Origin of the sequence: Micromonospora sp. DT63 (assembly GCF_049841615.1) — a bacterium.
In the GTDB taxonomy this organism is placed as follows: Bacteria; Actinomycetota; Actinomycetes; order Mycobacteriales; family Micromonosporaceae; genus Micromonospora.
Genome location: NZ_JBNCKQ010000002.1, coordinates 594937 through 619308, shown reverse-complemented (window position 1 = coordinate 619308; position 24372 = coordinate 594937). Strand labels below are relative to the sequence as shown.

The following is a 24372-nucleotide window of genomic DNA, read 5'->3' as shown; positions in this document are numbered from 1 at the left end:
ACGCGGTGGTGTTCGGGGCGGCGGCGGCGCGGGGCTTGGACCTGTCCCGGCGGGCGCCGAGCTGGGTCGAAGCGGTCTGTGGTGGGCGGTGGGGGGCGGGCTCGCGGGCCCCCGACCCCACCCGAGAATTAGCAGTACAGACGACGACATAGGGGACAGAGTGCTCGACGTCAACTTCTTCGACGAGCTGCGCATTGGTCTCGCCACCGCCGACGACATCCGTCAGTGGTCGCACGGCGAGGTCAAGAAGCCTGAGACGATCAACTACCGCACCCTGAAGCCGGAGAAGGACGGACTCTTCTGCGAGAAGATCTTCGGTCCGCAGCGGGACTGGGAGTGCTACTGCGGTAAGTACAAGCGCGTCCGGTTCAAGGGCATCATCTGTGAGCGCTGCGGCGTCGAGGTGACTCGCTCCAAGGTCCGTCGTGAGCGGATGGGGCACATCGAGCTCGCCGCTCCGGTGACCCACATCTGGTACTTCAAGGGCGTTCCGAGTCGGCTGGGCTACCTGCTGGACCTCGCCCCCAAGGACCTCGAAAAGATCATCTACTTCGCCTCGTACGTCGTGACGAGCGTGGACGCCGAGTCGCGTCACCGTGACCTCTCGACGATCGAGAACGAGATCCTGGCCGAGAAGCGGCAGTCCGAGAACAGCCGCGACTCGGAGATCGAGAAGCGGGCCGCCAAGCTCGAGGCCGACCTGGCCGAGCTGGAGGCCGAGGGTGCCAAGGCGGACGTCCGGCGCAAGGTCAAGGAGGGCGGAGAGCGCGAGATGCGCCAGATCCGCGACCGGGCCCAGCGCGAGATCGACCGCCTGGACGAGGTGCTGGACACCTTCCGCAAGCTGGAGCCGAAGCAGCTGGTCACCGACGAGCTGCTCTACCGCGAGCTGCGCGACCGGTTCGGTGAGTACTTCACCGGTTCCATGGGCGCGGAGGCGATCAAGGCGCTGGTCCAGAACATGGACCTCGACGCCGAGGCCGAGAGCCTGCGGGAGACCATCCGGTCCGGCAAGGGCCAGCGGAAGATCCGGGCGCTCAAGCGGCTCAAGGTCGTGGCGGCGTTCCTGAACACTCGCAACTCGCCGCTCGGCATGGTGCTGGACTGCGTCCCGGTCATCCCGCCGGACCTGCGCCCGATGGTGCAGCTCGACGGTGGCCGCTTCGCGACCTCGGACCTCAACGACCTGTACCGGCGTGTGATCAACCGGAACAACCGCCTCAAGCGGCTGATCGACCTCGGCGCACCCGAGATCATCGTCAACAACGAGAAGCGGATGCTCCAGGAGGCCGTCGACGCGCTGTTCGACAACGGCCGTCGCGGCCGGCCGGTCACCGGCCCGGGTAACCGCCCGCTCAAGTCGCTGTCCGACATGCTCAAGGGCAAGCAGGGCCGGTTCCGCCAGAACCTGCTGGGCAAGCGCGTCGACTACTCGGGCCGTTCGGTCATCGTGGTCGGCCCGAAGCTCAAGCTGCACCAGTGCGGTCTGCCCAAGCAGATGGCGCTGGAGCTGTTCAAGCCCTTCGTGATGAAGCGGCTGGTGGACCTCAACCACGCGCAGAACATCAAGTCCGCCAAGCGGATGGTCGAGCGTCAGCGCCCGGTCGTGTGGGACGTGCTGGAAGAGGTCATCGGCGAGCACCCGGTGCTGCTCAACCGGGCGCCGACCCTGCACCGCCTGGGCATCCAGGCCTTCGAGCCGCAGCTGGTCGAGGGCAAGGCGATCCAGATCCACCCGCTGGTCTGCACCGCGTTCAACGCCGACTTCGACGGTGACCAGATGGCGGTGCACGTGCCGCTGTCCGCCGAGGCCCAGGCCGAGGCGCGGATCCTGATGCTGTCGTCGAACAACATCCTCAAGCCGGCCGACGGCAAGCCGGTCACCATGCCCACGCAGGACATGGTCATCGGCCTCTACCACCTCACCCACCTCACCGCCGGTGAGAAGGGCGAGGGCCGGGCGTTCAGCTCGGACGCCGAGGCGCGGATGGCGTTCGACAACGGCGAGCTGCACCTGCAGGCGCCGGTGAAGATCCGCCTGCGTGGCGTGGTCGGTGTCGACAACGGCTCCGGCTCCGAGGCGTGGACCGCCCCGGAGGGCTGGGTCGAGGGTGACCCGCTGACCGTGGAGACCACCCTGGGCCGGGTGCTGTTCAACGAGACGCTGCCGCAGGGCTACCGCTTCGTGAACTACGAGATCCGCAAGGGTCAGCTCTCCGCGATCGTCAACGACCTCGCCGAGCGCTTCCCCAAGGTGGCGCTGGCCGCCACCCTGGACGGGCTCAAGGAGGCCGGTTTCCACTGGGCCACCTGGTCCGGCGTGACGATCGGCATGGAGGACGTCATCGCTCCGCCGCGTAAGGCGGAGATCCTGGCGAAGTACGAGAAGGAAGCCGACCGGATCGACAAGCAGTACCAGCGTGGTCTGATGACCGCCGAGGAGCGTCGCGGCGAACTCATCGAGATCTGGACCAAGGCGACCAACGAGGTCGCCAAGGAGATGGACACCGCGCTGCCGCAGGAGAACCCACTGTGGAAGATGATCAACTCGGGTGCCCGCGGTAACCTGCTCCAGCTCCGGCAGATTGCGGCGATCCGTGGTCTGGTGGCCAACCCGAAGGGCGAGATCATCCCGCGGCCGATCAAGGCCAGCTACCGGGAGGGTCTGTCCGTGCTGGAGTACTTCATCTCCACGCACGGTGCCCGTAAGGGTCTCGCGGACACCGCCCTGCGGACCGCCGACTCGGGTTACCTGACCCGTCGTCTGGTGGACGTCTCGCAGGACGTGATCATCCGCGAGGAGGACTGCGGCACCGACCGGGCGATCCCGATGCAGATCGGCGAGAAGCTGGACGGCAAGCTCGTCGTCCACACCCACGCCGAGACCAGCGTGCACGCCCGGACCCTGGCCGACGACATCAAGGGGCCGGACGGCACAGTGGTGGCCGAGCGCGGCCAGGACATCAACTCCATCGGGGTCGACAAGATCGTCGCCGCCGGCGTGGAGACGGTCCGGGTGCGCAGCGTGCTCACCTGCGAGTCGAAGCTGGGCGTCTGCGCGGCCTGCTACGGCCGTTCGCTGCCGACCGGCAAGTCGGTCGACATCGGTGAGGCTGTCGGCATCATCGCCGCCCAGTCCATCGGTGAGCCGGGCACGCAGCTGACGATGCGTACCTTCCACACCGGTGGTGTCGCGGGTGAGGACATCACCCAGGGTCTGCCGCGTGTCCAGGAAATCTTCGAGGCTCGGGTCCCGAAGGGTAAGGCGCCCATCGCCGACACCCCGGGTCGGATCCGGATCGAGGACGGCGAGCGCTCGCGGAAGATCATCGTGGTGCCGGACGACGGCAGCGACGAGATCGTGTACGACAAGATCTCGAAGCGCGTCAAGCTCCGGACCCACGACGGCGGTCACGTCGCGGTCGGCGAGAAGCTGACCGAGGGCACCATCGACCCGCACGAGCTGCTGCGGATCATGGGTCCGCGGGCGGTCCAGGTCCACCTGACCAGTGAGGTCCAGGAGGTCTACCGCTCGCAGGGTGTGCTCATCCACGACAAGCACATCGAGATCATCATCCGCCAGATGCTCAAGCGGGTGACGGTCATCGACTCCGGCTCGACCGAGTTCCTGCCGGGTGTGCTCGTCGACCGGGCGCTGTTCGAGTCGGAGAACCGCCGACTCGTGTCGGAGGGTGGCGAGCCCGCCGCCGGCCGTCCGGTGCTGATGGGTATCACCAAGGCCTCGCTGGCCACCGACTCCTGGCTCTCCGCGGCCTCCTTCCAGGAGACCACCCGGGTGCTGACCGACGCTGCGATCAACTCGCGCAGCGACTCGCTGGTCGGCCTCAAGGAGAACGTGATCATCGGTAAGCTCATCCCGGCCGGTACGGGCATCAGCAAGTACCGCAACGTCCGGGTCGAGCCGACCGAGGAGGCCAAGGCCAAGGTCTACTCGATGACCGGCTACCCGGAGACCGACTACGGGTTCGGGCCGGCCAGCGGGCAGGCTGTGCCGCTGGACGACTTCGACTTCGGGTCGTACCGCTAAGCACTGAACACCGACGAGGCCCCCGGCACCTGCCGGGGGCCTCGTCGTGTCCGGACCGACCCGCCCGTCGACCGGGTTGGGCATGATGGAGGCATGACGACCGCACCCGGACAGGTGTCCGTCGCGTCCCAGGGCCTGCGCCACCCGCTGGATCCGGACCCGGCCCGTGCCACGAAGGCGCGCGCGGTGTTCGCGCTGGGGCTGCTGGGCATGCTGACCGGGCTGTTCATCGGCGGGGTGGTGCCGGCGACGGTCGCGCTGCAACTGGCCCGCCAGGCCCGCCGGGAGGCGTACGCCTCGGGGGGTTTCCTGACCGGCGGCGTCTGGCTGCGGCAGGGGGAGCGATTGGCCTGGATCGGCCTCATCCTGGTCGCGGTGAGCGTGGTCGTCGCCGTGGTGATCGGGGTGGTTCGGGTGGCTGGCACGCCGTTCGGCCACGACTACCCGGCGAACATGGACTGACCGTTCCACCGGCCACGCCCAGCGCGAACGGCGCCGCTTGCGGCGGTAGCCTGGCCGGTGTCCGCCGCGCGGCGATTGGCGGCCCTGTCGACAGGAGGACCTCGTGACGGAACCGGCGCGGCCCCCGGCGGATGAGCCGGCGGGGCATCCTGACGCGCCGGCCGCGAGCCCGGCCCCCTCCGCACCGAACGACCGGGCGCAACCCGATCCGGACGGGCAGCCCGCCCCACCCGCCGACGTTCCCGATCCGGGTACGCCGCCGTCGGGTTGGGGTGCGCCGCCCGCGCCCGCGTGGGGTCCGCCCACTGCCGAGTGGGGCGGGGTCTATCCGCCCGGATACGGCCAGCCCCATCCCGCTTCCGGGGCGCCGCTGCCGCAGGCATGGGGTCAGCCGCCGTCGGGCCCTGGTGCGCCGGCGGGCTGGGGTCAGCAGCCGTCCGGGCCTGGTGCGCCGGGGGGTTGGGGGCACCCGCAGTCGGGGGTCGGTGCGCCGCCCGGCTGGGGTCAGCCGCCGTCGGGGCCTGGTGCGCCCGGGGGTTGGGGTCAGCCGGCGCAGGGCCAGTCGCCCGGGTGGGGTGTGGCTCCCGCCCGACCGGTGCCTCCGCCCACCGACGACCAGCGGCGGCCGCCGAAGCGGGTGGAGGCGGTGCCGGGTACGCCGTTCGGCGTGGTGCACCTGGATGTGCCGCCGGTCACCTCCGGACTGGCGACCGGGGCGCTGGTGGCGGGCATCGCGTCGATCCTGGTCTCGCTCCTGGTGATCTGTTTCGGGGTGGCTTTCGGCAACGACGGGGGCGTCTGGGCGTCCGGCGCCTTCACCGTGCTGGGGGTCCTGGCGGGGGTGGCGGCAATCGTCATCGGTCTGCTGGGCCGGCGGCAGATCAGCCGGCCGGCCGCGCCGTCGGCGGTACGGTTCACCGGGCGCGGGCTGGCGGTGGCGGGCATCAGCTGCGGTGCGGCGGGTGCGCTGCTCAGCCTGCTGGGTCTGGGTCTGGCGTTGCTGATCACCCTGACGTGAGGCCGTGCACCGGGTCTGCGGTGCCTGCCCGGGGGCGACGGGTGGTCCGGCGGGGAAGCCGGTACACTTGTGTCCGTAGGTGCCCATCGCGGGCGACGAGGCGGGACGAGATCCGGCCGGCGAGTGTGAGACAGTCGCCGACCCATTCCGTTTTGACCTGGGCGGCTGTGGTAGGTACTCTTTCCCCTTGTGCCCGGGCGTGCCCGGGCAACTCGTGCGTGCGCTGGTTCCGGATTCCGGACGGCGGCACGACAAGCCAGAGATCCGGGGCGGGGCGATCCGCGTGCCGGTGACAGAAACCCGGTACGCCTGCGAAAGCGTCCGCACCGGGACCGTGAGTTGGGCGACACGCCCGACCGCGGGTGCCGGGGCCTCCGCAAGGTGACCCTGGTCGGAATGTAGGAGAGCCGGTCATCAGGCCGGCTAACGAGCAGACGGCGCGGCCGCGTGCAGCGGCCGAAGGGAGCGGAGAAACCCGGTGCCCACCATCCAGCAGCTGGTCCGAAAGGGCCGTCAGGCCAAGACGACCAAGACCAAGACCCCGGCGCTCAAGGGGTCCCCCCAGCGGCGCGGCGTGTGCACCCGCGTGTACACCACCACTCCGAAGAAGCCGAACTCCGCGCTGCGCAAGGTCGCTCGTGTGAAGCTCAGCAGCCAGATCGAGGTGACCGCCTACATCCCGGGCGTCGGTCACAACCTGCAGGAGCACTCGATCGTGCTCGTTCGCGGCGGCCGGGTGAAGGACCTCCCCGGCGTGCGTTACAAGATCGTCCGCGGCTCGCTGGACACCCAGGGTGTCCGCAACCGCAAGCAGGCGCGCAGCCGTTACGGCGCGAAGAAGGAGAAGAGCTGACATGCCGCGTAAAGGACCCGCTCCGCGGCGGCCACTGGTCGCTGACCCGGTGTACAACTCGCCGCTGGTCACCCAGCTGGTGAACAAGATCCTGCTCCGCGGCAAGCGTCAGCTCGCCGAGTCGATCGTGTACGCGGCCCTCGAGGGCTGCCGCGAGAAGTCCGGCACCGACCCGGTCGTCACCCTCAAGCGGGCGATGGACAACGTCAAGCCGACCCTCGAGGTGCGCAGCCGTCGTGTCGGTGGCGCCACCTACCAGGTTCCGGTCGAGGTCCGCCCCACCCGGGCGACCACCCTGGGCCTGCGCTGGCTGGTCACCTACTCCCGCGCCCGTCGCGAGAAGACCATGGTCGAGCGGCTGATGAATGAGCTGCTGGACGCGAGCAACGGCCTCGGTGCCGCCGTCAAGCGGCGCGAGGACACGCACAAGATGGCCGAGTCCAACAAGGCCTTCGCGCACTACCGCTGGTAACACCCTGGTTCCGGCGCCCCACCGGGCGCCGGAACCGCCACCAGTTGAGTCGAGACGACGATAAGTAGGGATTGAAGTGGCCGCCGCAGACGCGCTCGCCAACGTACGCAACATCGGCATCATGGCGCACATCGATGCCGGTAAGACCACGACCACCGAGCGAATCCTGTTCTACACCGGCATCACGTACAAGATCGGTGAGGTCCACGAGGGCGCTGCCGTCATGGACTGGATGGAGCAGGAGCAGGAGCGTGGTATCACCATCACCTCCGCTGCTACCAAGTGTGAGTGGAAGGGCCACACGATCCAGATCATCGACACGCCTGGCCACGTCGACTTCACGGTCGAGGTCGAGCGGTCGCTGCGTGTGCTGGATGGTGCGGTCGCGGTCTACGACGGTGTCGCCGGCGTGGAGCCGCAGACCGAGAACGTCTGGCGGCAGGCCGACAAGTACAACGTCCCGCGGATGTGCTTCGTCAACAAGCTCGACCGGACCGGCGCCGACTTCTTCCGCTGCGTGCAGATGATGATCGACCGGCTGAACGCCACCCCGCTGGTGCTCCAGATCCCGATCGGGCTCGAGGGCGACCACATCGGTGTCGTCGACCTGGTCGGCATGCGCGCTCTCACCTGGCGCGGGGAGACCCAGAAGGGTGAGGACTACGCGATCGAGGAGATCCCGGCCGAGCTGGCCGACTCCGCGGCCGAGTGGCGCGAGAAGCTGATGGAGACCCTCGCCGACGTCGACGACTCGGTGATGGAGAAGTACCTGGAAGGCGAGGAGGTCTCCGTCGAGGAGATCAAGGCCGCCATCCGGCGTGCCACCATCGCCGGCAAGGCCAACCCGGTGCTGTGCGGCTCGGCGTTCAAGAACAAGGGCGTCCAGCCCATGCTCGACGCCGTGGTCGACTTCCTGCCGTCGCCGCTGGACGTTCCGGCGATCGAGGGTACGGCCACCGACGGCGAGACCCCGCTGCTGCGCAAGCCGTCCAACTCGGAGCCCTTCTCCGGCCTGGCCTTCAAGATCCAGACGGACAAGCACCTGGGCAAGCTCACCTACGTCCGGGTCTACTCCGGCACGCTCGATTCCGGATCCCAGGTGGTCAACTCCACCAAGGACCGCAAGGAGCGGATCGGCAAGATCTACCAGATGCACGCCAACAAGCGTGAAGAGCGTCCGTCGGCGCAGGCCGGCGACATCATCGCCGTTCAGGGTCTGAAGCAGACCACCACCGGCGACACGCTCTCCGACCCGGCGAACCCGGTCATCCTGGAGTCGATGACCTTCCCGGAGCCGGTCATCTCGGTGGCGATCGAGCCGAAGACCAAGTCCGACCAGGAGAAGCTGGGTACGGCGATCCAGCGCCTGGCCGAGGAGGACCCGACCTTCCGCGTCCAGCTGGACGAGGAGACCGGTCAGACGGTCATCTCCGGCATGGGTGAGCTGCACCTGGACATCCTGGTCGACCGGATGCGCCGCGAGTTCAACGTCGAGGCCAACGTCGGCAAGCCCCAGGTGGCGTACCGCGAGACCATCCGCCGCAAGGTGGACAAGGTCGAGTACACCCACAAGAAGCAGACCGGTGGTTCCGGCCAGTACGCCCGCGTCATCGTGAGCGTCGAGCCGCTTCCGCTGGACAACGACTCGCCGACCTACGAGTTCGCCAACGCCGTCAGCGGTGGCCGCATCCCGCGGGAGTTCATCCCGTCGGTGGACGCCGGCGCCCAGGACGCCATGCAGTACGGCATCCTGGCCGGCTTCCCGCTGGTCGGTGTGAAGCTGACCCTGCTGGACGGCCAGTACCACGAGGTCGACTCGTCGGAAATGGCATTCAAGATCGCCGGCTCGATGGTGATGAAGGACGCGGCCCGCAAGGCCGACCCCGCACTGCTCGAGCCGATGATGGCCGTTGAGGTCACCACTCCTGAGGAGAACATGGGTGACGTCATCGGCGACCTCAACTCCCGCCGCGGCATCATCCAGGCGATGGAGGAGCGCAGCGGCGCCCGCATCGTGAGGGCTCTGGTGCCGTTGTCGGAGATGTTCGGCTACGTCGGCGACCTGCGGTCGAAGACCCAGGGCCGGGCTAGCTACAGCATGCAGTTCGACTCCTACGCCGAGGTTCCGCAGAGCGTGGCGAAGGAGATCATCGCCAAGGCGACGGGCGAGTAACGTCCCCTGAGCAGGTGATTCGTGGTCGGTCGCGGGTGGCTTCACCCGCCCGCGGCCACCACGATCGGATCGCGTGAGACCGGGCCTGTAGGCTTCATCGCCGCAGAACCCACAAAAGCTCTCCGGCCGTCAGGCCGGAAAGGCTGTCGACAGAGTCCTAAGCGCCGACCGGCGCGCCGGGCGTACGAACCAAGAAGTCCACAGGAGGACACCAGTGGCGAAGGCGAAGTTCGAGCGGACTAAGCCGCACGTCAACATCGGCACCATTGGTCACATCGACCACGGTAAGACGACGCTGACGGCGGCCATCACCAAGGTCCTGCACGACCAGTACCCCGACCTGAACCCCTACACGCCGTTCGACGAGATCGACAAGGCGCCGGAGGAGAAGGCCCGCGGTATCACGATCTCGATCGCGCACGTCGAGTACCAGACCGAGGCGCGGCACTACGCGCACGTCGACTGCCCCGGCCACGCGGACTACATCAAGAACATGATCACCGGTGCCGCGCAGATGGACGGCGCGATCCTGGTGGTCGCGGCGACCGACGGCCCGATGCCGCAGACCCGTGAGCACGTGCTGCTCGCGCGTCAGGTTGGCGTGCCGTACATCGTCGTGGCGCTCAACAAGAGCGACATGGTCGACGACGAGGAGCTCCTGGAGCTCGTCGAGCTCGAGGTCCGTGAGCTGCTCTCCTCGCAGGAGTACCCGGGTGACGACCTGCCGGTCGTTCGGGTTTCGGCGCTGAAGGCCCTCGAGGGTGACCCCGAGTGGACCGGCAAGCTCCTGGACCTGATGACCGCGGTCGACACCGCGATCCCGCAGCCGGAGCGTGAGACCGAGCGGCCGTTCCTCATGCCGATCGAGGACGTCTTCACGATCACCGGTCGTGGCACCGTCGTCACGGGTCGCGCCGAGCGCGGCATCCTCAAGCCGAACGAGGAGGTGGAGATCGTCGGTATCCGCGAGAAGTCGCAGAAGACGGTCTGCACCGGCATCGAGATGTTCCGCAAGCTGCTCGACGAGGCCCGCGCGGGCGAGAACGTCGGTCTGCTGCTGCGTGGCATCAAGCGCGAGGACGTCGAGCGCGGCATGGTGGTCGTCAAGCCGGGCACCACGACCCCGCACACGGAGTTCGAGGCGACGGTCTACATCCTCTCCAAGGAGGAGGGCGGCCGGCACACCCCGTTCTTCCAGAACTACCGTCCGCAGTTCTACTTCCGGACCACGGACGTCACCGGTGTCGTCACCCTCCCCGAGGGCACCGAGATGGTCATGCCGGGTGACAACACCACCATGTCGGTGAAGCTGATCCAGCCCATCGCCATGGAGGACAACCTCAAGTTCGCGATCCGCGAGGGTGGCCGCACCGTCGGCGCCGGGTTCGTCACCAAGATCATCAAGTGAGCTAGGTAACCCCGATTAGACCCGCCGCCGGTCGTGCGGCATACTAGTCAGGTTGCGTAACGACAGTTCGTCGCCTGTGTTCGGCTTTCGCTGAACCTCCGGGTGGCGAGACAGTCGAGCGTAGGGTGGTTGGCGGCCCAGTCGCCAACCACCCTCGCACGGCGTTCAGGTCGCGGTAATGCGATCGGCGCCTTGACCCACCGCGCGGTCAGCACCACTCCGGAACCACGGGGCGGAGCCCGGCCCGAGGGCGCGACACGCCCGACCGCGGGGGTCGGCGAAGTGGGCCTGTGCCAGCCGGTACAGGCGCCCGCAACACAGCGGCATCGAGAGAAGGAACAGAAGCCACCATGGCGGGACAGAAGATCCGCATCCGGCTCAAGGCCTATGACCACGAGGTCGTCGACTCCTCGGCTCGGAAGATCGTCGAGACGGTGACGCGCACCGGGGCGCAGGTCGCGGGCCCGGTGCCGCTGCCCACGGAGATCAACCGTTTCTGCGTTATCCGCTCGCCGCACAAGTACAAGGACTCGCGCGAGCACTTCGAGATGCGCACGCACAAGCGGCTGATCGACATCATCGACCCGACCCCGAAGACGGTCGACTCGCTCATGCGCCTCGACCTGCCGGCTGGCGTCGACATCGAGATCAAGCTGTAGGGACCGGACAAATGGACAGGCAAGTCAAGGGGATCCTGGGCGCCAAGCTCGGCATGACCCAGGTCTGGGACAACAACAAGGTTGTTCCCGTGACCGTGGTCGAGGCCGGCCCGTGCGTCATCAGCCAGGTTCGTAGCGCCGAGAAGGACGGTTACTCCGCGGTCCAGCTCGCGTACGGCACGATCGACCCGCGCAAGGTCAAGAAGCCGATCAGCGGGCACTACGCGAAGGCGGACGTGGCGCCGCGCCGGCACATCGTCGAGCTGCGCACCACGGACGCCGGGGAATACTCGCTGGGCCAGGAGGTCACGGTCGAGGAGTTCCCGGTCGGCGTCACGATCGACGTCACCGGCAAGACCAAGGGCAAGGGCTACGCCGGCCCGATGAAGCGTCACGGCTTCCACGGTCTGCGCGCCAGCCACGGTGTCGAGCGCAAGCACCGCTCGCCCGGCTCCATCGGCGCCTGCGCCACCCCGGGTCGTGTCTTCAAGGGCACCCGGATGGCCGGCCGCATGGGTGGCGTGCGCTACACCGTGCAGAACCTCACCGTCCAGGCGGTCGACACCGAGAACAACCTGCTGCTCGTCCGGGGTGCCATTCCTGGTCCCAAGGGCGCGCTCGTTCTGGTCCGTACCGCGGCCAAGAGCAAGGTGAAGAAGGGCGGTGCGGCCAAGTGACCACCGTTGACGTGCGCACCGTCGAAGGCAGCACCAGCGGCTCCGTCGAGCTGCCGGCTGACATCTTCGACGTGCAGGCCAACGTCGCGCTGATGCACCAGGTCGTGGTGGCCCAGCTCGCGGCGGCCCGACAGGGCACGCACAAGGCCAAGACCCGCGGCGAGGTCGCCGGTGGCGGCAAGAAGCCGTACAAGCAGAAGGGCACCGGTCGCGCCCGGCAGGGCTCGATCCGCGCGCCGCAGTTCGCCGGCGGTGGCGTGGTGCACGGTCCCGTGCCGCGCGACTACAGCCAGCGGACCCCGAAGAAGATGAAGGCCGCCGCGCTCCGCGGTGCCCTCTCGGACCGGGCACGCGCCGGGCAGGTGCACGTCGTCGAGGCGTTCGTCTCGGGCGAGAAGCCGTCGACCAAGGCCGCACTGGCCACGCTGACCAAGCTCACCGAGGCCCGTCGGGTTCTCGTCGTGCTGAGCAGCACCGACGAGCTGAACTGGGTGTCGCTGCGCAACGAGCCGCGGGTGCACCTGATCGAGTCCGGCCAGCTGAACACGTACGACGTGCTGGTGGCCGACGACGTGGTCTTCACCAAGGACGCCCTGGACGAGTTCCTGGGCGTGCCCGCCGAGACCACCGAGGAGGGTGGCAAGTGAGCACGATCGCCGACCCGCGCGACATCATCGTGGCGCCGGTCGTCTCGGAGAAGAGCTACAGCGAGCTGAACCGGAACTGGTACACCTTCCTGGTGCACCCGGACGCGAACAAGACCGAGATCAAGATCGCTATCCAGCAGATCTTCGACGTCCGCGTCCTGACGGTCAACACGCTCAACCGCCAGGGCAAGCGCAAGCGCACCAAGACCGGCTTCGGTCAGCGCAAGGCGACCAAGCGGGCGATCGTGAAGCTGGCTGACGGTGACCGTATCGAGGCCTTCGGCGGCCCGGTCAGCTGAGGGGTGTAGACAATGGCTATCCGTAAGTACAAGCCGACGACGCCGGGCCGACGTGGCTCCAGCGTCGCCGACTTCGCCGAGATCACCCGGTCCACGCCGGAGAAGTCGCTGCTGGCTCCGCTGCCGAAGAAGGGCGGGCGTAACGCCCACGGCCGGATCACCACGCGGCACCACGGTGGCGGTCACAAGCGCCAGTACCGTCTGATCGACTTCAAGCGGGTCGACAAGGACGGCGTGCCGGCGAAGGTCGCTCACATCGAGTACGACCCGAACCGCACGGCGCGCATCGCGCTGCTGCACTACGCCGACGGCGAGAAGCGGTACATCATCGCGCCGAAGGACATGAAGCAGGGCGACCGCGTCGAGTCCGGTCCGGGCGCCGACATCAAGCCGGGTAACAACCTGCCGCTGCGCAACATCCCGGTCGGTACCACGATCCACAACGTGGAGCTGCGTCCGGGCGGCGGGGCCAAGCTGGCCCGTTCCGCCGGCGTCGGCATCCAGCTGCTCGGCCGTGAGGGCGCGTACGCGACCCTGCGTATGCCGTCCGGCGAGATCCGGCGGGTGGACGTGCGCTGCCGCGCGAGCGTCGGCGAGATCGGCAACGCCGACCAGTCGAACATCAACTGGGGTAAGGCCGGCCGTATGCGGTGGAAGGGCAAGCGCCCGACCGTCCGTGGTGTCGCCATGAACCCGGTCGACCACCCGCACGGTGGTGGTGAGGGTAAGACCTCCGGTGGTCGCCACCCGGTCAACCCGCAGGGTAAGCCCGAGGGCCGCACCCGCCGTAAGGGCCAGCCGAGCGACAAGCTGATCGTCCGCCGCCGCTACGCCACGCGTAAGCGCGGCTGAGGGAGATAAGACATGCCTCGCAGCCTCAAGAAGGGCCCGTTCGTAGACGACCACCTGCTCAAGAAGGTGGAAGTGCAGAACGACAAGGGCTCGAAGAACGTGATCAAGACCTGGTCGCGGCGCTCGACGATCATCCCCGAGATGCTCGGGCACACGATCGCCGTGCACGACGGACGCAAGCACGTCCCGGTGTTCGTGACCGAGGCGATGGTCGGGCACAAGCTCGGCGAGTTCGCGCTGACCCGCACGTTCAAGGGTCACGAGAAGGACGACCGGAAGAGCCGTCGGCGCTGACGCCGCCAGGCATACGGATAGAGGGAACAAGGGGTTACAGCGATGCCAGGAAAGGGCGACGCTCCGGTGCTTCCGGGCGCGCGGGCGGTTGCGCGGCACGTGCGCATCTCGCCGATGAAGGCGCGCCGGGTGGTCAACCTCGTCCGCGGCCTGCCCGCGAAGGAGGCGCTAACGGTGCTGCAGTTCGCGCCGCAGGCTGCGAGCGAGCAGGTGTACAAGGTGCTCGCTAGCGCGATCGCCAACGCGGAGAACAACGAGCGGCTGGACCCCGACGCGCTGCTCGTCAGCGAGGCGTTCGTGGACGAGGGCCCGACGATGAAGCGGTTCCAGCCGCGGGCACAGGGTCGGGCGTACCGGATCCGCAAGCGCACCTGCCACATCACCGTGGCGGTCGAGGCGGTCGCGCCGGCAGCGCCGAGGAAGGCCGCGGCGAAGAAGGCCGCCCCGGCCACGGAGGCCGCACCGGCCGAAGCGCAGAGCAAGACGGAGGACGCCGAGTAATGGGTCAGAAGGTTCACCCCACTGGGTTCCGGCTCGGCATCTCGACCGACTGGAAGTCCCGCTGGTTCGCGGACAAGCTCTACAAGGACTACATCGGCGAGGATGTCAAGATCCGCCGCATGATGTCCAAGGGCCTCGAGCGTGCCGGGATTTCCAAGGTCGACATCGAGCGCACCCGCGACCGCGTCCGCGTCGACATCCACACCGCCCGGCCGGGCATCGTCATCGGCCGTAAGGGTGCGGAGGCCGACCGGATCCGCGGCGAGCTCGAGAAGCTCACCGGCAAGCAGGTCCAGCTGAACATCATCGAGGTGAAGAACCCCGAGTCGGACGCTCAGCTCGTCGCGCAGGGCGTGGCCGAGCAGCTGTCCAGCCGGGTCAGCTTCCGTCGGGCGATGCGCAAGGCCATGCAGTCGGCCATGAAGAACCCGGTCTGCAAGGGCATCCGGGTTCAGGTCTCGGGTCGCCTCGGCGGCGCCGAGATGAGCCGGACCGAGTTCTACCGCGAGGGCCGGGTTCCGCTGCACACGCTGCGGGCCAACATCGAGTACGGCTTCTTCGAGGCCCGTACCACCTTCGGCCGGATCGGCGTGAAGGTCTGGATCTACAAGGGCGACGCGGTTCCGGGCCGGGAGGCTCCGGCCGAGGCCGGTCCGTCGCGCCCGCGCCGTGGTGAGCGTGGCGACCGTCCCGAGCGTCCGCGCCGTGGCCGGTCCGGTTCGTCCGGCACGACCGCTGGTGGCACCGAGGCCGGTCGGGCTGCTGCGACCACCATCGCGCAGCAGGCCGAGACGCCGAGTGGCGAGCCGGTCGACAGCGCTGCTGTCGCGGCTGCGGCTGCTCCGGCAGAAACGCAGCAGGAGGGCTGACAGATGCTGATGCCGCGCAAGCCCCCGAAGGGCTTCCGCAAGCCGCACCACCCGGACCGCAGTGGCGCGTCCAAGGGTGGTAACCGGGTGGTGTTCGGCGAGTTCGGGATCCAGGCTCTCGAGCCGGCGTACGTGACCAACCGCCAGATCGAGTCGGCGCGTATCGCGATGACCCGTCACATCAAGCGTGGCGGCAAGGTCTGGATCACGATCTTCCCGGACCAGGCCCTCACCAAGAAGCCTGCCGAGACCCGGATGGGTTCCGGTAAGGGTTCGCCCGAGTGGTGGGTCTCCAACGTGAAGCCGGGTCGGATTCTCTTCGAGATGTCCTTCCCCAACGAGCAGATCGCGCGTGAGGCCATGCGTCGCGCGATCCACAAGCTCCCGATGAAGTGCCGCATTGTTACGCGCGAAGTGGGTGAATCCTGATGGCAGCGGGCGTTAAGGCGACCGAGCTGCGTGAGCTCTCCGAGGAGGAGCTGGTCACGAAGCTGCGGGAGGCCAAGGCGGAGCTGTTCAACCTCCGCGTGCAGGCCGCAACCGGGCAGCTGGACAACAACCGGCGGCTGCAGGTCATCCGTCGGGAGATCGCCCGGATCTACACGATCATGCGCGAGCGCGAGCTGGGGCTCTCGGCCGCGCCGACTGAGGTGACTGCATCATGACCGAGAACACCACCACTGACGCCACCCGCGCGCGCCGTAAGGTTCGCGAGGGCCTGGTGGTCAGCGACAAGATGGACAAGACCGTCGTGGTCGAGGTCGAGGACCGGGTTCGGCACGCGCTGTACGGCAAGATCATGCGTCGTACGAGCAAGCTGAAGGTGCACGACGAGCAGAACGCCGCTGGCACCGGCGACCGGGTCCTGATCATGGAGACCCGGCCGCTGAGCGCCACCAAGCGTTGGCGGATCGTGGAGATCCTGGAAAAGGCCAAGTAGCGAAGGCTCGAGCTCGCCCGGCGTTGCGTCGGGCGTTGGTTCCGCCAGGCTCCGGCCGCCACGGCGGCCGGAGAACCGGCAGACATAGGAGATAGACGTGATTCAGCAGGAGTCGCGACTGCGCGTCGCCGACAACACGGGTGCTCGGGAGATCCTGTGCATCCGGGTTCTCGGTGGCTCCGGTCGGCGCTACGCGAGCATCGGCGACGTCATCGTGGCCACGGTCAAGGACGCGATCCCGGGTGCCGGTGTGAAGAAGGGCGACGTCGTCAAGGCGGTCGTCGTTCGCACGGCCAAGGAGAAGCGGCGGCCGGACGGCTCGTACATCCGCTTCGACGAGAACGCCGCCGTCATCATCAAGGACGGTGGGGACCCGCGCGGTACCCGCATCTTCGGCCCGGTGGGCCGGGAGCTGCGGGACAAGCGGTTCATGAAGATTATTTCCCTCGCGCCGGAGGTGTTGTGACCGTGAAGGTCAAGAAGGGCGACACGGTCGTCGTCATCGCCGGCAAGGACAAGGGTGCCAAGGGCAAGGTCATTGCGGCCTACCCGCGGCAGGACAAGGTCCTGGTCGAGGGCGTGAACCGGGTCAAGAAGCACACCCGCATCAGCACCACCCAGCGTGGCGCCAAGACCGGCGGCATCGTCACCCAGGAGGCCCCGATCCACGTCTCGAACGTGCAGGTCCTGGACTCCGACGGCAAGCCGACCCGCGTCGGTTACCGGATCGACGACAACGGCCAGAAGGTCCGCATCGCGCGTAGCACCGGTAAGGACCTGTGATGACCACGGCTACCGAAAAGACCATGCCGCGCCTCAAGGAGCGGTACCGCAACGAGATCGTGGCCCAGCTGCGTGAGCAGCACAGCTACGGCAACCCCATGCAGGTGCCGCGGCTGGTCAAGATCGTCGTCAACATGGGTGTCGGCGAGGCTGCTCGCGACGCCAAGCTGATCGACGGCGCGGTCCGCGACCTCGCCACGATCACCGGCCAGAAGCCGCAGGTGCGGCGGGCGACCAAGTCCATCGCGCAGTTCAAGCTCCGCGAGGGCATGCCGATCGGCGCGAAGGTGACCCTCCGCGGCGACCGTATGTGGGAGTTCCTGGACCGGCTGCTGTCCATCGCGTTGCCGCGTATCCGCGACTTCCGCGGTCTGGACGGGCGCAAGCTCGACGGGCACGGCAACTACACGTTCGGTCTGACCGAACAGTCGGTGTTCCACGAGATCGACCAGGACCGGATCGATCGCCAGCGGGGCATGGACATCACGGTGGTCACCACCGCCACGACCGACGACGAGGGCCGGGCGCTGCTCAAGCTCCTGGGCTTCCCGTTCAAGGAGAACTGAGATGGCCAAGAAGGCGCTGATCCTCAAGGCGGCCGCGAAGCCGAAGTTCTCGGTTCGCGCGTACACCCGCTGCCAGCGGTGCGGGCGTCCGAAGGCGGTCTACCGCAAGTTCGGGCTCTGCCGGGTCTGCATCCGGGAGATGGCCCACCGCGGTGAGCTGCCGGGTGTGTCCAAGGCTTCCTGGTAAGGGCGACCGCGTCCCGGCTGTCGGCCGGGAACTCCTGCACCGATTAGGTATTGCTCTTCGCCGTAGGCCCGGGGCTGGTGCCCCGGGAACCCCGGCGAGAAAGGCTGACGAAATCCATGACGATGACCGACCCGATCGCAGACATGCTCACGCGTCTGCGTAACGCCAACCAGGCGTACCACGATCAGGTGAAGATGCCCTACTCCAAGATCAAGGCGAACATCGCCGAGGTCTTGAAGGCCGAGGGTTACATCGCCACCTGGTCGGTCGAGGAGCCCGAGGAGGGCGCCGTCGGCAAGCGACTGGTCGTCGAGCTGAAGTACGGCCAGAACCGGGAGCGGAGCCTGGCCGGCATCAAGCGCGTGTCCAAGCCCGGTCTCCGGGTGTACGCCAAGTCGGACGGGCTCCCGCGGGTGCTCGGTGGGCTGGGCGTGGCGATCATTTCGACGTCCCAGGGGCTGCTGACCGACCGGCAGGCCCGCAAGCGGAGTGTTGGCGGGGAAGTCCTCGCCTTCGTCTGGTAACGGGAGACTGGTAGAAATGTCGCGAATTGGACGTAAGTCGATCCCGGTACCAGCCGGCGTCGACATCACGATCGACGGGCAGACCGTCAAGGTCAAGGGCCCGAAGGGCGAGCTCCAGCACACGATCGCCGACCCGATCACGATCGAGCGCGCGGAGGACGGGCAGCTGAACGTCAACCGCCCGAACGACGAGCGCAAGGCCAAGGAGCTGCACGGCCTGAGCCGTACCCTGGTCGCCAACATGATCGTCGGCGTGACCGAGGGCTACCGCAAGAGCCTGGAGATCGCCGGCACCGGTTACCGGGTCACGGCCAAGGGTTCGGACCTCGAGTTCGCGCTCGGGTTCTCGCACCCGGTGCTCGTTCCCGCGCCGGCGGGCATCACCTTCACGGTGGAGCGGCCGACCCTGTTCCACGTGGCCGGCATCGACAAGCAGCAGGTCGGTGAGGTCGCCGCCAACATCCGGAAGATCCGCCCGCCGGAGCCCTACAAGGGCAAGGGCGTGAAGTACCAGGGCGAGGTCATCCGCCGCAAGGCTGGAAAGGCAGGTAAGAAGTGAGCGCCACGCTGCTCAAGCGCCGCCGCGGCGTTGCCGCCAAGCGCGCCGTCGGGCGTGCGCGTCGGCACTTCCGCGTCCGCAAGAACGTCAGTGGTACGGCCGAGCGTCCGCGCCTGGTCGTCACCCGCTCGCTGCGGCACATGGTTGCCCAGATCGTCGACGACACCAAGGGTCACACCCTGGCGTCGGCGTCGAGCCTGGACGCCTCGCTGCGTGGCACGGAGGGCGACAAGAGCGCCCTGGCCGGCAAGGTGGGCGCCCTGCTCGCCGAGCGGGCCAAGGCCGCCGGCGTCTCCAAGGTCGTCTTCGACCGCGGTGGCAACCGGTACGCGGGGCGAGTCGCCGCGCTTGCCGACGCCGCCCGCGAAGCCGGGCTCGAGTTCTAAACAACCCCGTCACGAGAGATAAGGAAGGCTGCTGATGCCAGGTCAACAGCGCCGTGGCGGCGGGTCCGGTGGCAACGAGGGTGGTCGCCGCGACAACCGCCGTGAGGGCGGCCGCGGAAACGCGCCCGTCGAGAAGACCCCGCACCTTGAGCGGGTCGTCGCGATCAACCGCGTCGCCAAGGTCGTGAAGGGTGGTCGTCGCTTCAGCTTCACCGCCCTGGTGATCGTGGGCGACGGCGACGGCACGGTCGGCGTGGGCTACGGAAAGGCCAAGGAGGTGCCCGCGGCGATCGCCAAGGGTGTCGAGGAGGCCAAGAAGCACTTCTTCAAGGTTCCGCGGATCGGCCAGTCGATCCCGCACCCGGTCACGGGTGAGGACGCCGCTGGCGTCGTGCTGCTCAAGCCGGCCTCGGCCGGTACGGGTGTCATCGCCGGTGGTCCGGTGCGCGCCGTGCTGGAGTGCGCCGGGATCCACGACGTGCTCTCCAAGAGCCTCGGCTCGTCGAACCCGATCAACATCGTGCACGCCACCGTGGCGGCCCTGAAGGGGCTTGAGTCCCCCGAGCAGGTCGCGGCGCGTCGTGGCCTGCCGGTGGAGGACGTCGCGCCGGCCGCCATGCTGGCGTCTCGTGCGGGGGTGGCGCGCTGATGGCACGTCTGAAGGTCACCCAGCTCCGGTCCGGTATCGGGACCAAGCACAACCAGCGTGAGTCGCTGCGTTCGCTCGGTCTCAAGCGGATCAACGACGTGGTGGTCAAGGAGGACCGGCCCGAGATCCGCGGCATGATCTTCACTGTGAGCCACCTCGTGAAGGTCGAGGAGGTCGAGTAATGACGATCAAGGTTCACCACCTGCGCCCGGCGCCCGGTTCCAAGACCGCTAAGACCCGTGTGGGTCGCGGTGAGGGTTCCAAGGGCAAGACCGCTGGTCGCGGTACGAAGGGCTCCAAGGCCCGCAAGAACATCTCGGCGGCGTTCGAGGGTGGGCAGATGCCCATCCACATGCGCCTGCCGAAGATGAAGGGCTTCAAGAACAAGTTCAAGGTGGTCTTCCAGGTGGTCAACCTGGACCGGCTCGCCGAGCTGTTCCCGAACGGCGGCCAGGTTGGCCCGCTCGAGCTGGTCGAGGCCGGCGCTGTCCGCAAGGGCCAGCCGGTCAAGGTCCTCGGCACCGGGGACCTCGGCGGGGTGGCGCTCCAGGTGTCGGCGCACGCGTTCAGCGCGTCGGCCAAGGAGAAGATCGCTGCCGCCGGTGGCTCCGCCACCGAGCTGTAAGGCGTACGACCTCGGCGCCCGTCAGTTGTGAATAACTGGCGGGCGCCTAGGTCTGCCTGGGGCGTGTGCGCCCGGTAATATCGGATTCGGTTTATGTAGCCGGGCACACCTGCCCGGAGCGGGACAGGGCTGTTAGAGTCCCATCCCAGCCATGGATTGCGGGCACTCGCCCGTGATCCACCCCCACCCGCCAGGGATCACCGGCGGCCCGCCTCGCGCAGGAGGAAGAAGTTGCTGTCCGCCTTTCTCAGTGCGTTCCGTACGCCTGACCTGCGCAAGAAGCTGCTGTTCACAGTAGGCATCATCGCGGTCTACCGGCTGGGTGCCACGCTCCCCAGCCCGGGCGTCTCGTACGGCAACGTGCAGAAGTGCCTCGACTCCATCTCCGGTGAGACGACGGGCCCGCTGAATCTGCTCAACCTCTTCTCCGGCGGGGCGCTGCTACAGCTCTCGGTCTTCGCGCTGGGCATCATGCCCTACATCACCGCGTCGATCATCCTGCAGCTGCTGACCGTCGTGATCCCGCGTCTGGAGCAGCTCCGCAAGGAGGGCCAGGCCGGTCAGGCGAAGATCACGCAGTACACCCGCTACCTGACGCTCGGTCTCGGCGTGCTGCAGGCCTCGGCGTTCGTGGCCCTGGCCCGCTCGGGGCAGCTGTTCCAGAACCGCTGCGACCAGTTCCCGATCATCCCCGAGGGCACCGGCATCCCGGACTGGCTGACCCTGTCCATCCTGGTGATCACCATGACCGCCGGCACCGGCATGGTCATGTGGCTCGGTGAGCTGATCACGGACCGCGGCGTCGGCAACGGCATGTCCGTCCTGATCTTCACCTCGATCGCGGCCCGGCTGCCCGGTGAGGGCTGGCAGATCAAGACCAGCCAGGGCTGGGGCAAGTTCGCGCTCGTCATCGCGCTGGTTCTGGTGGTCATCACCGCGGTCACCTTCATCGAGCAGGCGCAGCGCCGGATCCCGGTGCAGTACGCCAAGCGGATGATCGGCCGGCGGATGTACGGCGGCACCTCGACCTACATCCCGCTGAAGGTCAACCAGGCGGGTGTCATCCCGGTCATCTTCGGTTCGTCGCTGCTGTACCTTCCGCAGCTGGCGCTCCAGTTCTTCGACCAGAACGACCCGGGCAAGGTCCAGGCGTGGATCCAGAACAACCTGGTCGCTCCGAACAGCCCGATCTACATCTCGGTCTACTTCCTGCTGATCATCTTCTTCACGTACTTCTACGTCTCGATCACGTTCAACCCGACCGAGGTCGCGGACAACATGAAGAAGTACGGCGGGTTCGTGCCGGGTATCCGGCCGGGCAAGCCGACGGCCGACTACCTGGACTTCATCCTCAGCCGGATCACCCTGCCGGGCGCGCTCTACCTCGGCATCATCTCGATCCTGCCGAACTTCTTCTTCATCTGGCTGGACAGCCAGCAGTACCAGAACTTCCCGTTCGGTGGCACCGCTGTGCTCATCATGGTCGGCGTCGGTCTCGAGACCGTGAAGCAGATCGAGAGCCAACTCATGCAGCGGAACTACGAAGGGTTCCTGCGGTAGATGAGACTCGTTCTGGTTGGCCCGCCGGGTGCGGGTAAGGGCACGCAGGCAGAGTTCGTCGCCGCGCACCTGTCGGTACCCAAGATCTCGACCGGAGACATCTTCCGCTCGAACGTCACCCAGGGCACGCCGCTCGGCGTCGAGGCGAAGCGTTACATGGACGCAGGCGAGCTGGTTCCGGACGAGGTCACCATCAACATGGTCCGGGACCGGCTCGCCGAGCCGGACGCGAGCGAGGGCTTTCTGCTCGACGGCTTCCCGCGGACGACTCCGCAGGCCGCCGCTCTGGACAAGCTCCTCGCCGATCTGGGCACCGCCCTGGATCTGGTCCTGGAGCTGGTGGTCGACGACGACGAGGTGATCCGGCGGCTCTCCGGCCGGCGCACCTGCCGGGGTTGCGGCAAGATCTGGCACGTCGAGTTCGACGCCACCACCCGGCCGGGCATCTGTGACAGGTGCGGCGCCGAGCTGTTCCAGCGCGACGACGACAAGCCGGAGACCATCGCCACCCGCCTGCGGGAGTACAGCGAGAAGACCGCGCCCCTGGTCGACTACTACGGCGCCCAGGGCAAGCTGGTCGGGATCGACGCCACCGGTCCGGTGGAGGACGTCACCACCCGGGCCATCGACGCCCTGCGGTCGTACGGCGGCTGAGGTTCTCCCCCCGCCACGGCGGATAGAGTGCGAACAGCGGGGTACGCGAGACGTGCCCCGCTGAATAGCCACGAAAGGTAACCGCTCCATGCGTCGTCCCCAGCTGGACATCCAGCTGAAGACCCCTGACCAGATCGAGAAGATGCGCGCGGCCGGGCTCGTGGTCGCCGAGGCCCTGCGCCGGATGCGCGAGGCGGTGGCCCCGGGTGTGAGCACCGCGGATCTGGACGCCATCGCCGAGTCGACGATCCGCGAGGCGGGCGCCGTCCCGTCCTTCAAGGGCTACCACGGCTTCCCGGCGTCGATCTGCTCGTCGGTCAACGAGCAGATCGTGCACGCCATCCCCTCGCCGGAGCAGGTGCTCGCCGAGGGTGACCTCATCTCGATCGACTGCGGCGCGGTGCTCAACGGGTGGCACGGGGACTCGGCGATCACCGTAGGGGTGGGCGACGTCGACCCGGCGCTGCTCAAGATGGCCGAGGTCGCCGAGGACGCGATGTGGGCGGGCATCGCCGCCGCGGCGCGTGGAGCGGCAAGTGGCAAGGGGCGGCTCACCGACATCTCGTACGCGGTGGAGACGGCGGTCCGCAAGGGCGGCCGGTACGGCATCGTCGACGGCTACGGTGGCCACGGCATCGGCACCGAGATGCATCAGGACCCGCACGTGCTCAACCACGGCCGGCCGGGCAAGGGGCCGCGTCTCGTCCCCGGGATGGCGCTGGCGATCGAGCCCATGATCACCATGGCGTCCCCGCGTACTGTCGAACTGGCCGACGGTTGGACTGTCGTCACCCGGGACGGGTCGGTAGCGGCGCACGTCGAGCACTCGATGGCGCTGTTGCCCGACGGTGTGTGGGTGCTCACGGCCTTCGACGGCGGCCGCGCCCGCCTGGGCGACCTGGTGACCGCCCGCCAACCCGCAGAAACCAAGACCCCCTGACCCCAGCCCACCCCGCCCGTTGATCATGAAGTTGTTGCCCTGACACGCCGGTGCGGTTGGCGACAACTTCATGATCAACCGGCGTCGGGGGTCGGGCGGACTGGCGTGACGGTGGCATGCTTGCCGGCATGGACGGGCGCGACAGGATGCGAGCCGCGGACGCGGACCGTGAGATGGTTGCCGACCGGCTGAGGGCCGCCCTCGGTGAGGGACGGTTGGACCTGCACGAGTACGACGAGCGGGTGCAGCGCGCGTACGCGGCACGCACGTACGCCGAGCTGGACGCCCTGCTCACCGATCTGCCCCCGGTGGCGCCACCGGAGCATTCGGCCCTGCGACCGGCCACCGCGCCGGCAGAGCCGCCCGTCGCTCGGCTCGGCTCGCTCGGGCGCGGCCACGTCGGTCGCTGGCTGGCCGAGGTGTGGCTGCCGTACGTGCGGGTGGTCGCCATCGTGGTGACCATCTGGGGCGTGACGTCGCTGCTGAGCCAGGAACTGCAGTACTTCTGGCCGGTGTGGGTGGCCGGGCCCTGGGGTGCGGTGCTGGTGCTCCGGACGGTCGGTGGGCTGGCCGGAGGAGAGCCCCGCCGCCAGGCGATCGAGCGCGAGCGCCGGCGTGAGCGCAAGCGGGCCAAGCGGGAGCTGCGCACCGAGGGGCCGGAGGGTCCCGGGCCCACAACCTGACCCACCCGCAGCCGATGATCATGATCGATCGCGGTGTTTCGCCTCGACAAGCTCATGATCGACATTCGGTGGGACGCCGGTCCG

Annotated in this window: 32 protein-coding genes; all 32 read left to right on the top strand. The window is 68.1% G+C overall.

Annotated features, from left to right (window positions below; translation table 11 throughout):
• Positions 1–160 precede the first annotated feature (160 nt).
• On the top strand, positions 161–4048 hold the full coding sequence (locus ACLQ27_RS09680) for a DNA-directed RNA polymerase subunit beta' (protein WP_357494499.1): 3888 nt from the start codon (positions 161–163) through the stop codon (positions 4046–4048).
• 93 nt (positions 4049–4141) lie between these two features.
• On the top strand, positions 4142–4510 hold the full coding sequence (locus ACLQ27_RS09675; protein WP_425866380.1) for a hypothetical protein: 369 nt from the start codon (positions 4142–4144) through the stop codon (positions 4508–4510).
• A gap of 637 nt (positions 4511–5147) precedes the next feature.
• Complete coding sequence (locus ACLQ27_RS09670; protein ID WP_234583480.1) at positions 5148–5528, top strand: hypothetical protein; 381 nt, start codon at positions 5148–5150, stop codon at positions 5526–5528.
• 478 nt (positions 5529–6006) lie between these two features.
• Positions 6007–6381, top strand: a complete 375-nt coding sequence (gene rpsL / locus ACLQ27_RS09665) for a 30S ribosomal protein S12 (RefSeq protein ID WP_007465318.1) — start codon at positions 6007–6009, stop codon at positions 6379–6381.
• A 1-nt stretch (position 6382) separates the two neighbouring features.
• Entirely contained in the window at positions 6383–6853 is a 471-nt protein-coding gene (rpsG, locus tag ACLQ27_RS09660; protein WP_007465317.1) for a 30S ribosomal protein S7, read from the top strand.
• Between the two features lie 76 nt (positions 6854–6929).
• Positions 6930–9026 carry an elongation factor G gene (gene fusA, locus ACLQ27_RS09655; protein ID WP_308195352.1) on the top strand — a complete coding sequence of 699 codons (2097 nt, stop codon included), beginning with the start codon at positions 6930–6932 and terminating at the stop codon, positions 9024–9026.
• Positions 9027–9240: 214 nt separating this feature from the next.
• Positions 9241–10434, top strand: a complete 1194-nt coding sequence (tuf, locus tag ACLQ27_RS09650) for an elongation factor Tu (RefSeq protein ID WP_234583438.1) — start codon at positions 9241–9243, stop codon at positions 10432–10434.
• Between the two features lie 350 nt (positions 10435–10784).
• Entirely contained in the window at positions 10785–11093 is a 309-nt protein-coding gene (gene rpsJ, locus ACLQ27_RS09645) for a 30S ribosomal protein S10 (RefSeq protein WP_007073037.1), read from the top strand.
• 11 nt (positions 11094–11104) lie between these two features.
• Complete coding sequence (gene rplC / locus ACLQ27_RS09640; protein ID WP_234583437.1) at positions 11105–11770, top strand: 50S ribosomal protein L3; 666 nt, start codon at positions 11105–11107, stop codon at positions 11768–11770.
• Positions 11767–12417 carry a 50S ribosomal protein L4 gene (gene rplD, locus ACLQ27_RS09635; RefSeq protein WP_234583436.1) on the top strand — a complete coding sequence of 217 codons (651 nt, stop codon included), beginning with the start codon at positions 11767–11769 and terminating at the stop codon, positions 12415–12417. Before rplC ends, rplD begins: the two co-directional genes overlap by 4 nt.
• Positions 12414–12716, top strand: coding sequence for a 50S ribosomal protein L23 (rplW, locus tag ACLQ27_RS09630; RefSeq protein ID WP_088998352.1), 303 nt, complete (start codon positions 12414–12416; stop codon positions 12714–12716). Before rplD ends, rplW begins: the two co-directional genes overlap by 4 nt.
• A gap of 12 nt (positions 12717–12728) precedes the next feature.
• Positions 12729–13568: a 50S ribosomal protein L2 gene (gene rplB, locus ACLQ27_RS09625; protein WP_007465301.1), complete on the top strand. Its 840-nt coding sequence runs from the start codon at positions 12729–12731 to the stop codon at positions 13566–13568.
• A 12-nt stretch (positions 13569–13580) separates the two neighbouring features.
• Positions 13581–13862, top strand: a complete 282-nt coding sequence (gene rpsS / locus ACLQ27_RS09620) for a 30S ribosomal protein S19 (protein WP_007465299.1) — start codon at positions 13581–13583, stop codon at positions 13860–13862.
• 42 nt (positions 13863–13904) lie between these two features.
• Complete coding sequence (gene rplV / locus ACLQ27_RS09615) at positions 13905–14363, top strand: 50S ribosomal protein L22 (RefSeq protein WP_007465297.1); 459 nt, start codon at positions 13905–13907, stop codon at positions 14361–14363.
• The gene (gene rpsC / locus ACLQ27_RS09610; RefSeq protein ID WP_007465294.1) at positions 14363–15232 is read left to right on the top strand and encodes a 30S ribosomal protein S3; all 870 of its coding nucleotides are present in this window, start codon (positions 14363–14365) and stop codon (positions 15230–15232) included. Before rplV ends, rpsC begins: the two co-directional genes overlap by 1 nt.
• Positions 15233–15235: 3 nt before the next feature.
• The gene (rplP, locus tag ACLQ27_RS09605) at positions 15236–15661 is read left to right on the top strand and encodes a 50S ribosomal protein L16 (protein ID WP_121653126.1); all 426 of its coding nucleotides are present in this window, start codon (positions 15236–15238) and stop codon (positions 15659–15661) included.
• A complete protein-coding gene (gene rpmC, locus ACLQ27_RS09600) occupies positions 15661–15897 on the top strand; it encodes a 50S ribosomal protein L29 (RefSeq protein WP_007465283.1) in 237 nt (78 codons plus the stop codon). The genes rplP and rpmC overlap by 1 nt, the downstream gene beginning before the upstream one ends.
• Entirely contained in the window at positions 15894–16172 is a 279-nt protein-coding gene (gene rpsQ / locus ACLQ27_RS09595; protein ID WP_053653938.1) for a 30S ribosomal protein S17, read from the top strand. Before rpmC ends, rpsQ begins: the two co-directional genes overlap by 4 nt.
• A 97-nt stretch (positions 16173–16269) precedes the next feature.
• On the top strand, positions 16270–16638 hold the full coding sequence (gene rplN / locus ACLQ27_RS09590; protein ID WP_007073026.1) for a 50S ribosomal protein L14: 369 nt from the start codon (positions 16270–16272) through the stop codon (positions 16636–16638).
• Positions 16635–16955 carry a 50S ribosomal protein L24 gene (rplX, locus tag ACLQ27_RS09585; RefSeq protein WP_007465276.1) on the top strand — a complete coding sequence of 107 codons (321 nt, stop codon included), beginning with the start codon at positions 16635–16637 and terminating at the stop codon, positions 16953–16955. The genes rplN and rplX overlap by 4 nt, the downstream gene beginning before the upstream one ends.
• The gene (gene rplE, locus ACLQ27_RS09580) at positions 16955–17521 is read left to right on the top strand and encodes a 50S ribosomal protein L5 (RefSeq protein ID WP_074314595.1); all 567 of its coding nucleotides are present in this window, start codon (positions 16955–16957) and stop codon (positions 17519–17521) included. The genes rplX and rplE overlap by 1 nt, the downstream gene beginning before the upstream one ends.
• Before the next feature lies 1 nt (position 17522).
• Positions 17523–17708 (top strand): type Z 30S ribosomal protein S14, encoded by a 186-nt coding sequence (locus tag ACLQ27_RS09575; RefSeq protein ID WP_007073023.1) that lies wholly within the window; start codon positions 17523–17525, stop codon positions 17706–17708.
• Between the two features lie 116 nt (positions 17709–17824).
• On the top strand, positions 17825–18232 hold the full coding sequence (gene rpsH, locus ACLQ27_RS09570) for a 30S ribosomal protein S8 (protein ID WP_007465270.1): 408 nt from the start codon (positions 17825–17827) through the stop codon (positions 18230–18232).
• Positions 18233–18248: 16 nt separating this feature from the next.
• Positions 18249–18791 (top strand): 50S ribosomal protein L6, encoded by a 543-nt coding sequence (gene rplF, locus ACLQ27_RS09565; RefSeq protein WP_357494492.1) that lies wholly within the window; start codon positions 18249–18251, stop codon positions 18789–18791.
• Complete coding sequence (gene rplR, locus ACLQ27_RS09560; RefSeq protein WP_234583434.1) at positions 18788–19177, top strand: 50S ribosomal protein L18; 390 nt, start codon at positions 18788–18790, stop codon at positions 19175–19177. The genes rplF and rplR overlap by 4 nt, the downstream gene beginning before the upstream one ends.
• A gap of 34 nt (positions 19178–19211) precedes the next feature.
• Positions 19212–19826 carry a 30S ribosomal protein S5 gene (rpsE, locus tag ACLQ27_RS09555; protein ID WP_007465263.1) on the top strand — a complete coding sequence of 205 codons (615 nt, stop codon included), beginning with the start codon at positions 19212–19214 and terminating at the stop codon, positions 19824–19826.
• Positions 19826–20008 carry a 50S ribosomal protein L30 gene (rpmD, locus tag ACLQ27_RS09550; RefSeq protein ID WP_007465262.1) on the top strand — a complete coding sequence of 61 codons (183 nt, stop codon included), beginning with the start codon at positions 19826–19828 and terminating at the stop codon, positions 20006–20008. The genes rpsE and rpmD overlap by 1 nt, the downstream gene beginning before the upstream one ends.
• On the top strand, positions 20008–20451 hold the full coding sequence (rplO, locus tag ACLQ27_RS09545; RefSeq protein WP_007465260.1) for a 50S ribosomal protein L15: 444 nt from the start codon (positions 20008–20010) through the stop codon (positions 20449–20451). The genes rpmD and rplO overlap by 1 nt, the downstream gene beginning before the upstream one ends.
• 231 nt (positions 20452–20682) lie before the next feature.
• Positions 20683–22011: a preprotein translocase subunit SecY gene (gene secY / locus ACLQ27_RS09540; RefSeq protein ID WP_357494489.1), complete on the top strand. Its 1329-nt coding sequence runs from the start codon at positions 20683–20685 to the stop codon at positions 22009–22011.
• Positions 22012–22665, top strand: coding sequence for an adenylate kinase (locus tag ACLQ27_RS09535; RefSeq protein WP_007465256.1), 654 nt, complete (start codon positions 22012–22014; stop codon positions 22663–22665).
• A gap of 88 nt (positions 22666–22753) precedes the next feature.
• The gene (gene map, locus ACLQ27_RS09530) at positions 22754–23605 is read left to right on the top strand and encodes a type I methionyl aminopeptidase (protein ID WP_357574576.1); all 852 of its coding nucleotides are present in this window, start codon (positions 22754–22756) and stop codon (positions 23603–23605) included.
• A gap of 146 nt (positions 23606–23751) precedes the next feature.
• Positions 23752–24288 (top strand): DUF1707 SHOCT-like domain-containing protein, encoded by a 537-nt coding sequence (locus ACLQ27_RS09525; RefSeq protein WP_425866820.1) that lies wholly within the window; start codon positions 23752–23754, stop codon positions 24286–24288.
• Positions 24289–24372 lie beyond the last annotated feature (84 nt).

What these genes read in the sequence shown, in the direction of transcription:
- ACLQ27_RS09525 (WP_425866820.1), top strand. Translation starts at nt 23,752, where the DNA reads ATGCGAGCCGCGGACGCGGACCGTGAGATGGTTGCCGACCGGCTGAGG.
- rpsS (WP_007465299.1), top strand. Translation starts at nt 13,581, where the DNA reads ATGCCTCGCAGCCTCAAGAAGGGCCCGTTCGTAGACGACCACCTGCTC.
- rpmD (WP_007465262.1), top strand. Translation starts at nt 19,826, where the DNA reads ATGGCACGTCTGAAGGTCACCCAGCTCCGGTCCGGTATCGGGACCAAG.
- ACLQ27_RS09535 (WP_007465256.1), top strand. Translation starts at nt 22,012, where the DNA reads ATGAGACTCGTTCTGGTTGGCCCGCCGGGTGCGGGTAAGGGCACGCAG.
- rpmC (WP_007465283.1), top strand. Translation starts at nt 15,661, where the DNA reads ATGGCAGCGGGCGTTAAGGCGACCGAGCTGCGTGAGCTCTCCGAGGAG.
- ACLQ27_RS09575 (WP_007073023.1), top strand. Translation starts at nt 17,523, where the DNA reads ATGGCCAAGAAGGCGCTGATCCTCAAGGCGGCCGCGAAGCCGAAGTTC.
- rplE (WP_074314595.1), top strand. Translation starts at nt 16,955, where the DNA reads ATGACCACGGCTACCGAAAAGACCATGCCGCGCCTCAAGGAGCGGTAC.
- rplB (WP_007465301.1), top strand. Translation starts at nt 12,729, where the DNA reads ATGGCTATCCGTAAGTACAAGCCGACGACGCCGGGCCGACGTGGCTCC.
- rplP (WP_121653126.1), top strand. Translation starts at nt 15,236, where the DNA reads ATGCTGATGCCGCGCAAGCCCCCGAAGGGCTTCCGCAAGCCGCACCAC.
- rplV (WP_007465297.1), top strand. Translation starts at nt 13,905, where the DNA reads ATGCCAGGAAAGGGCGACGCTCCGGTGCTTCCGGGCGCGCGGGCGGTT.
- ACLQ27_RS09675 (WP_425866380.1), top strand. Translation starts at nt 4,142, where the DNA reads ATGACGACCGCACCCGGACAGGTGTCCGTCGCGTCCCAGGGCCTGCGC.
- rpsC (WP_007465294.1), top strand. Translation starts at nt 14,363, where the DNA reads ATGGGTCAGAAGGTTCACCCCACTGGGTTCCGGCTCGGCATCTCGACC.
- map (WP_357574576.1), top strand. Translation starts at nt 22,754, where the DNA reads ATGCGTCGTCCCCAGCTGGACATCCAGCTGAAGACCCCTGACCAGATC.
- rpsG (WP_007465317.1), top strand. Translation starts at nt 6,383, where the DNA reads ATGCCGCGTAAAGGACCCGCTCCGCGGCGGCCACTGGTCGCTGACCCG.
- rpsQ (WP_053653938.1), top strand. Translation starts at nt 15,894, where the DNA reads ATGACCGAGAACACCACCACTGACGCCACCCGCGCGCGCCGTAAGGTT.
- rplF (WP_357494492.1), top strand. Translation starts at nt 18,249, where the DNA reads ATGTCGCGAATTGGACGTAAGTCGATCCCGGTACCAGCCGGCGTCGAC.
- rplC (WP_234583437.1), top strand. Translation starts at nt 11,105, where the DNA reads ATGGACAGGCAAGTCAAGGGGATCCTGGGCGCCAAGCTCGGCATGACC.
- rpsJ (WP_007073037.1), top strand. Translation starts at nt 10,785, where the DNA reads ATGGCGGGACAGAAGATCCGCATCCGGCTCAAGGCCTATGACCACGAG.
- rpsE (WP_007465263.1), top strand. Translation starts at nt 19,212, where the DNA reads ATGCCAGGTCAACAGCGCCGTGGCGGCGGGTCCGGTGGCAACGAGGGT.
- rpsH (WP_007465270.1), top strand. Translation starts at nt 17,825, where the DNA reads ATGACGATGACCGACCCGATCGCAGACATGCTCACGCGTCTGCGTAAC.
- rplO (WP_007465260.1), top strand. Translation starts at nt 20,008, where the DNA reads ATGACGATCAAGGTTCACCACCTGCGCCCGGCGCCCGGTTCCAAGACC.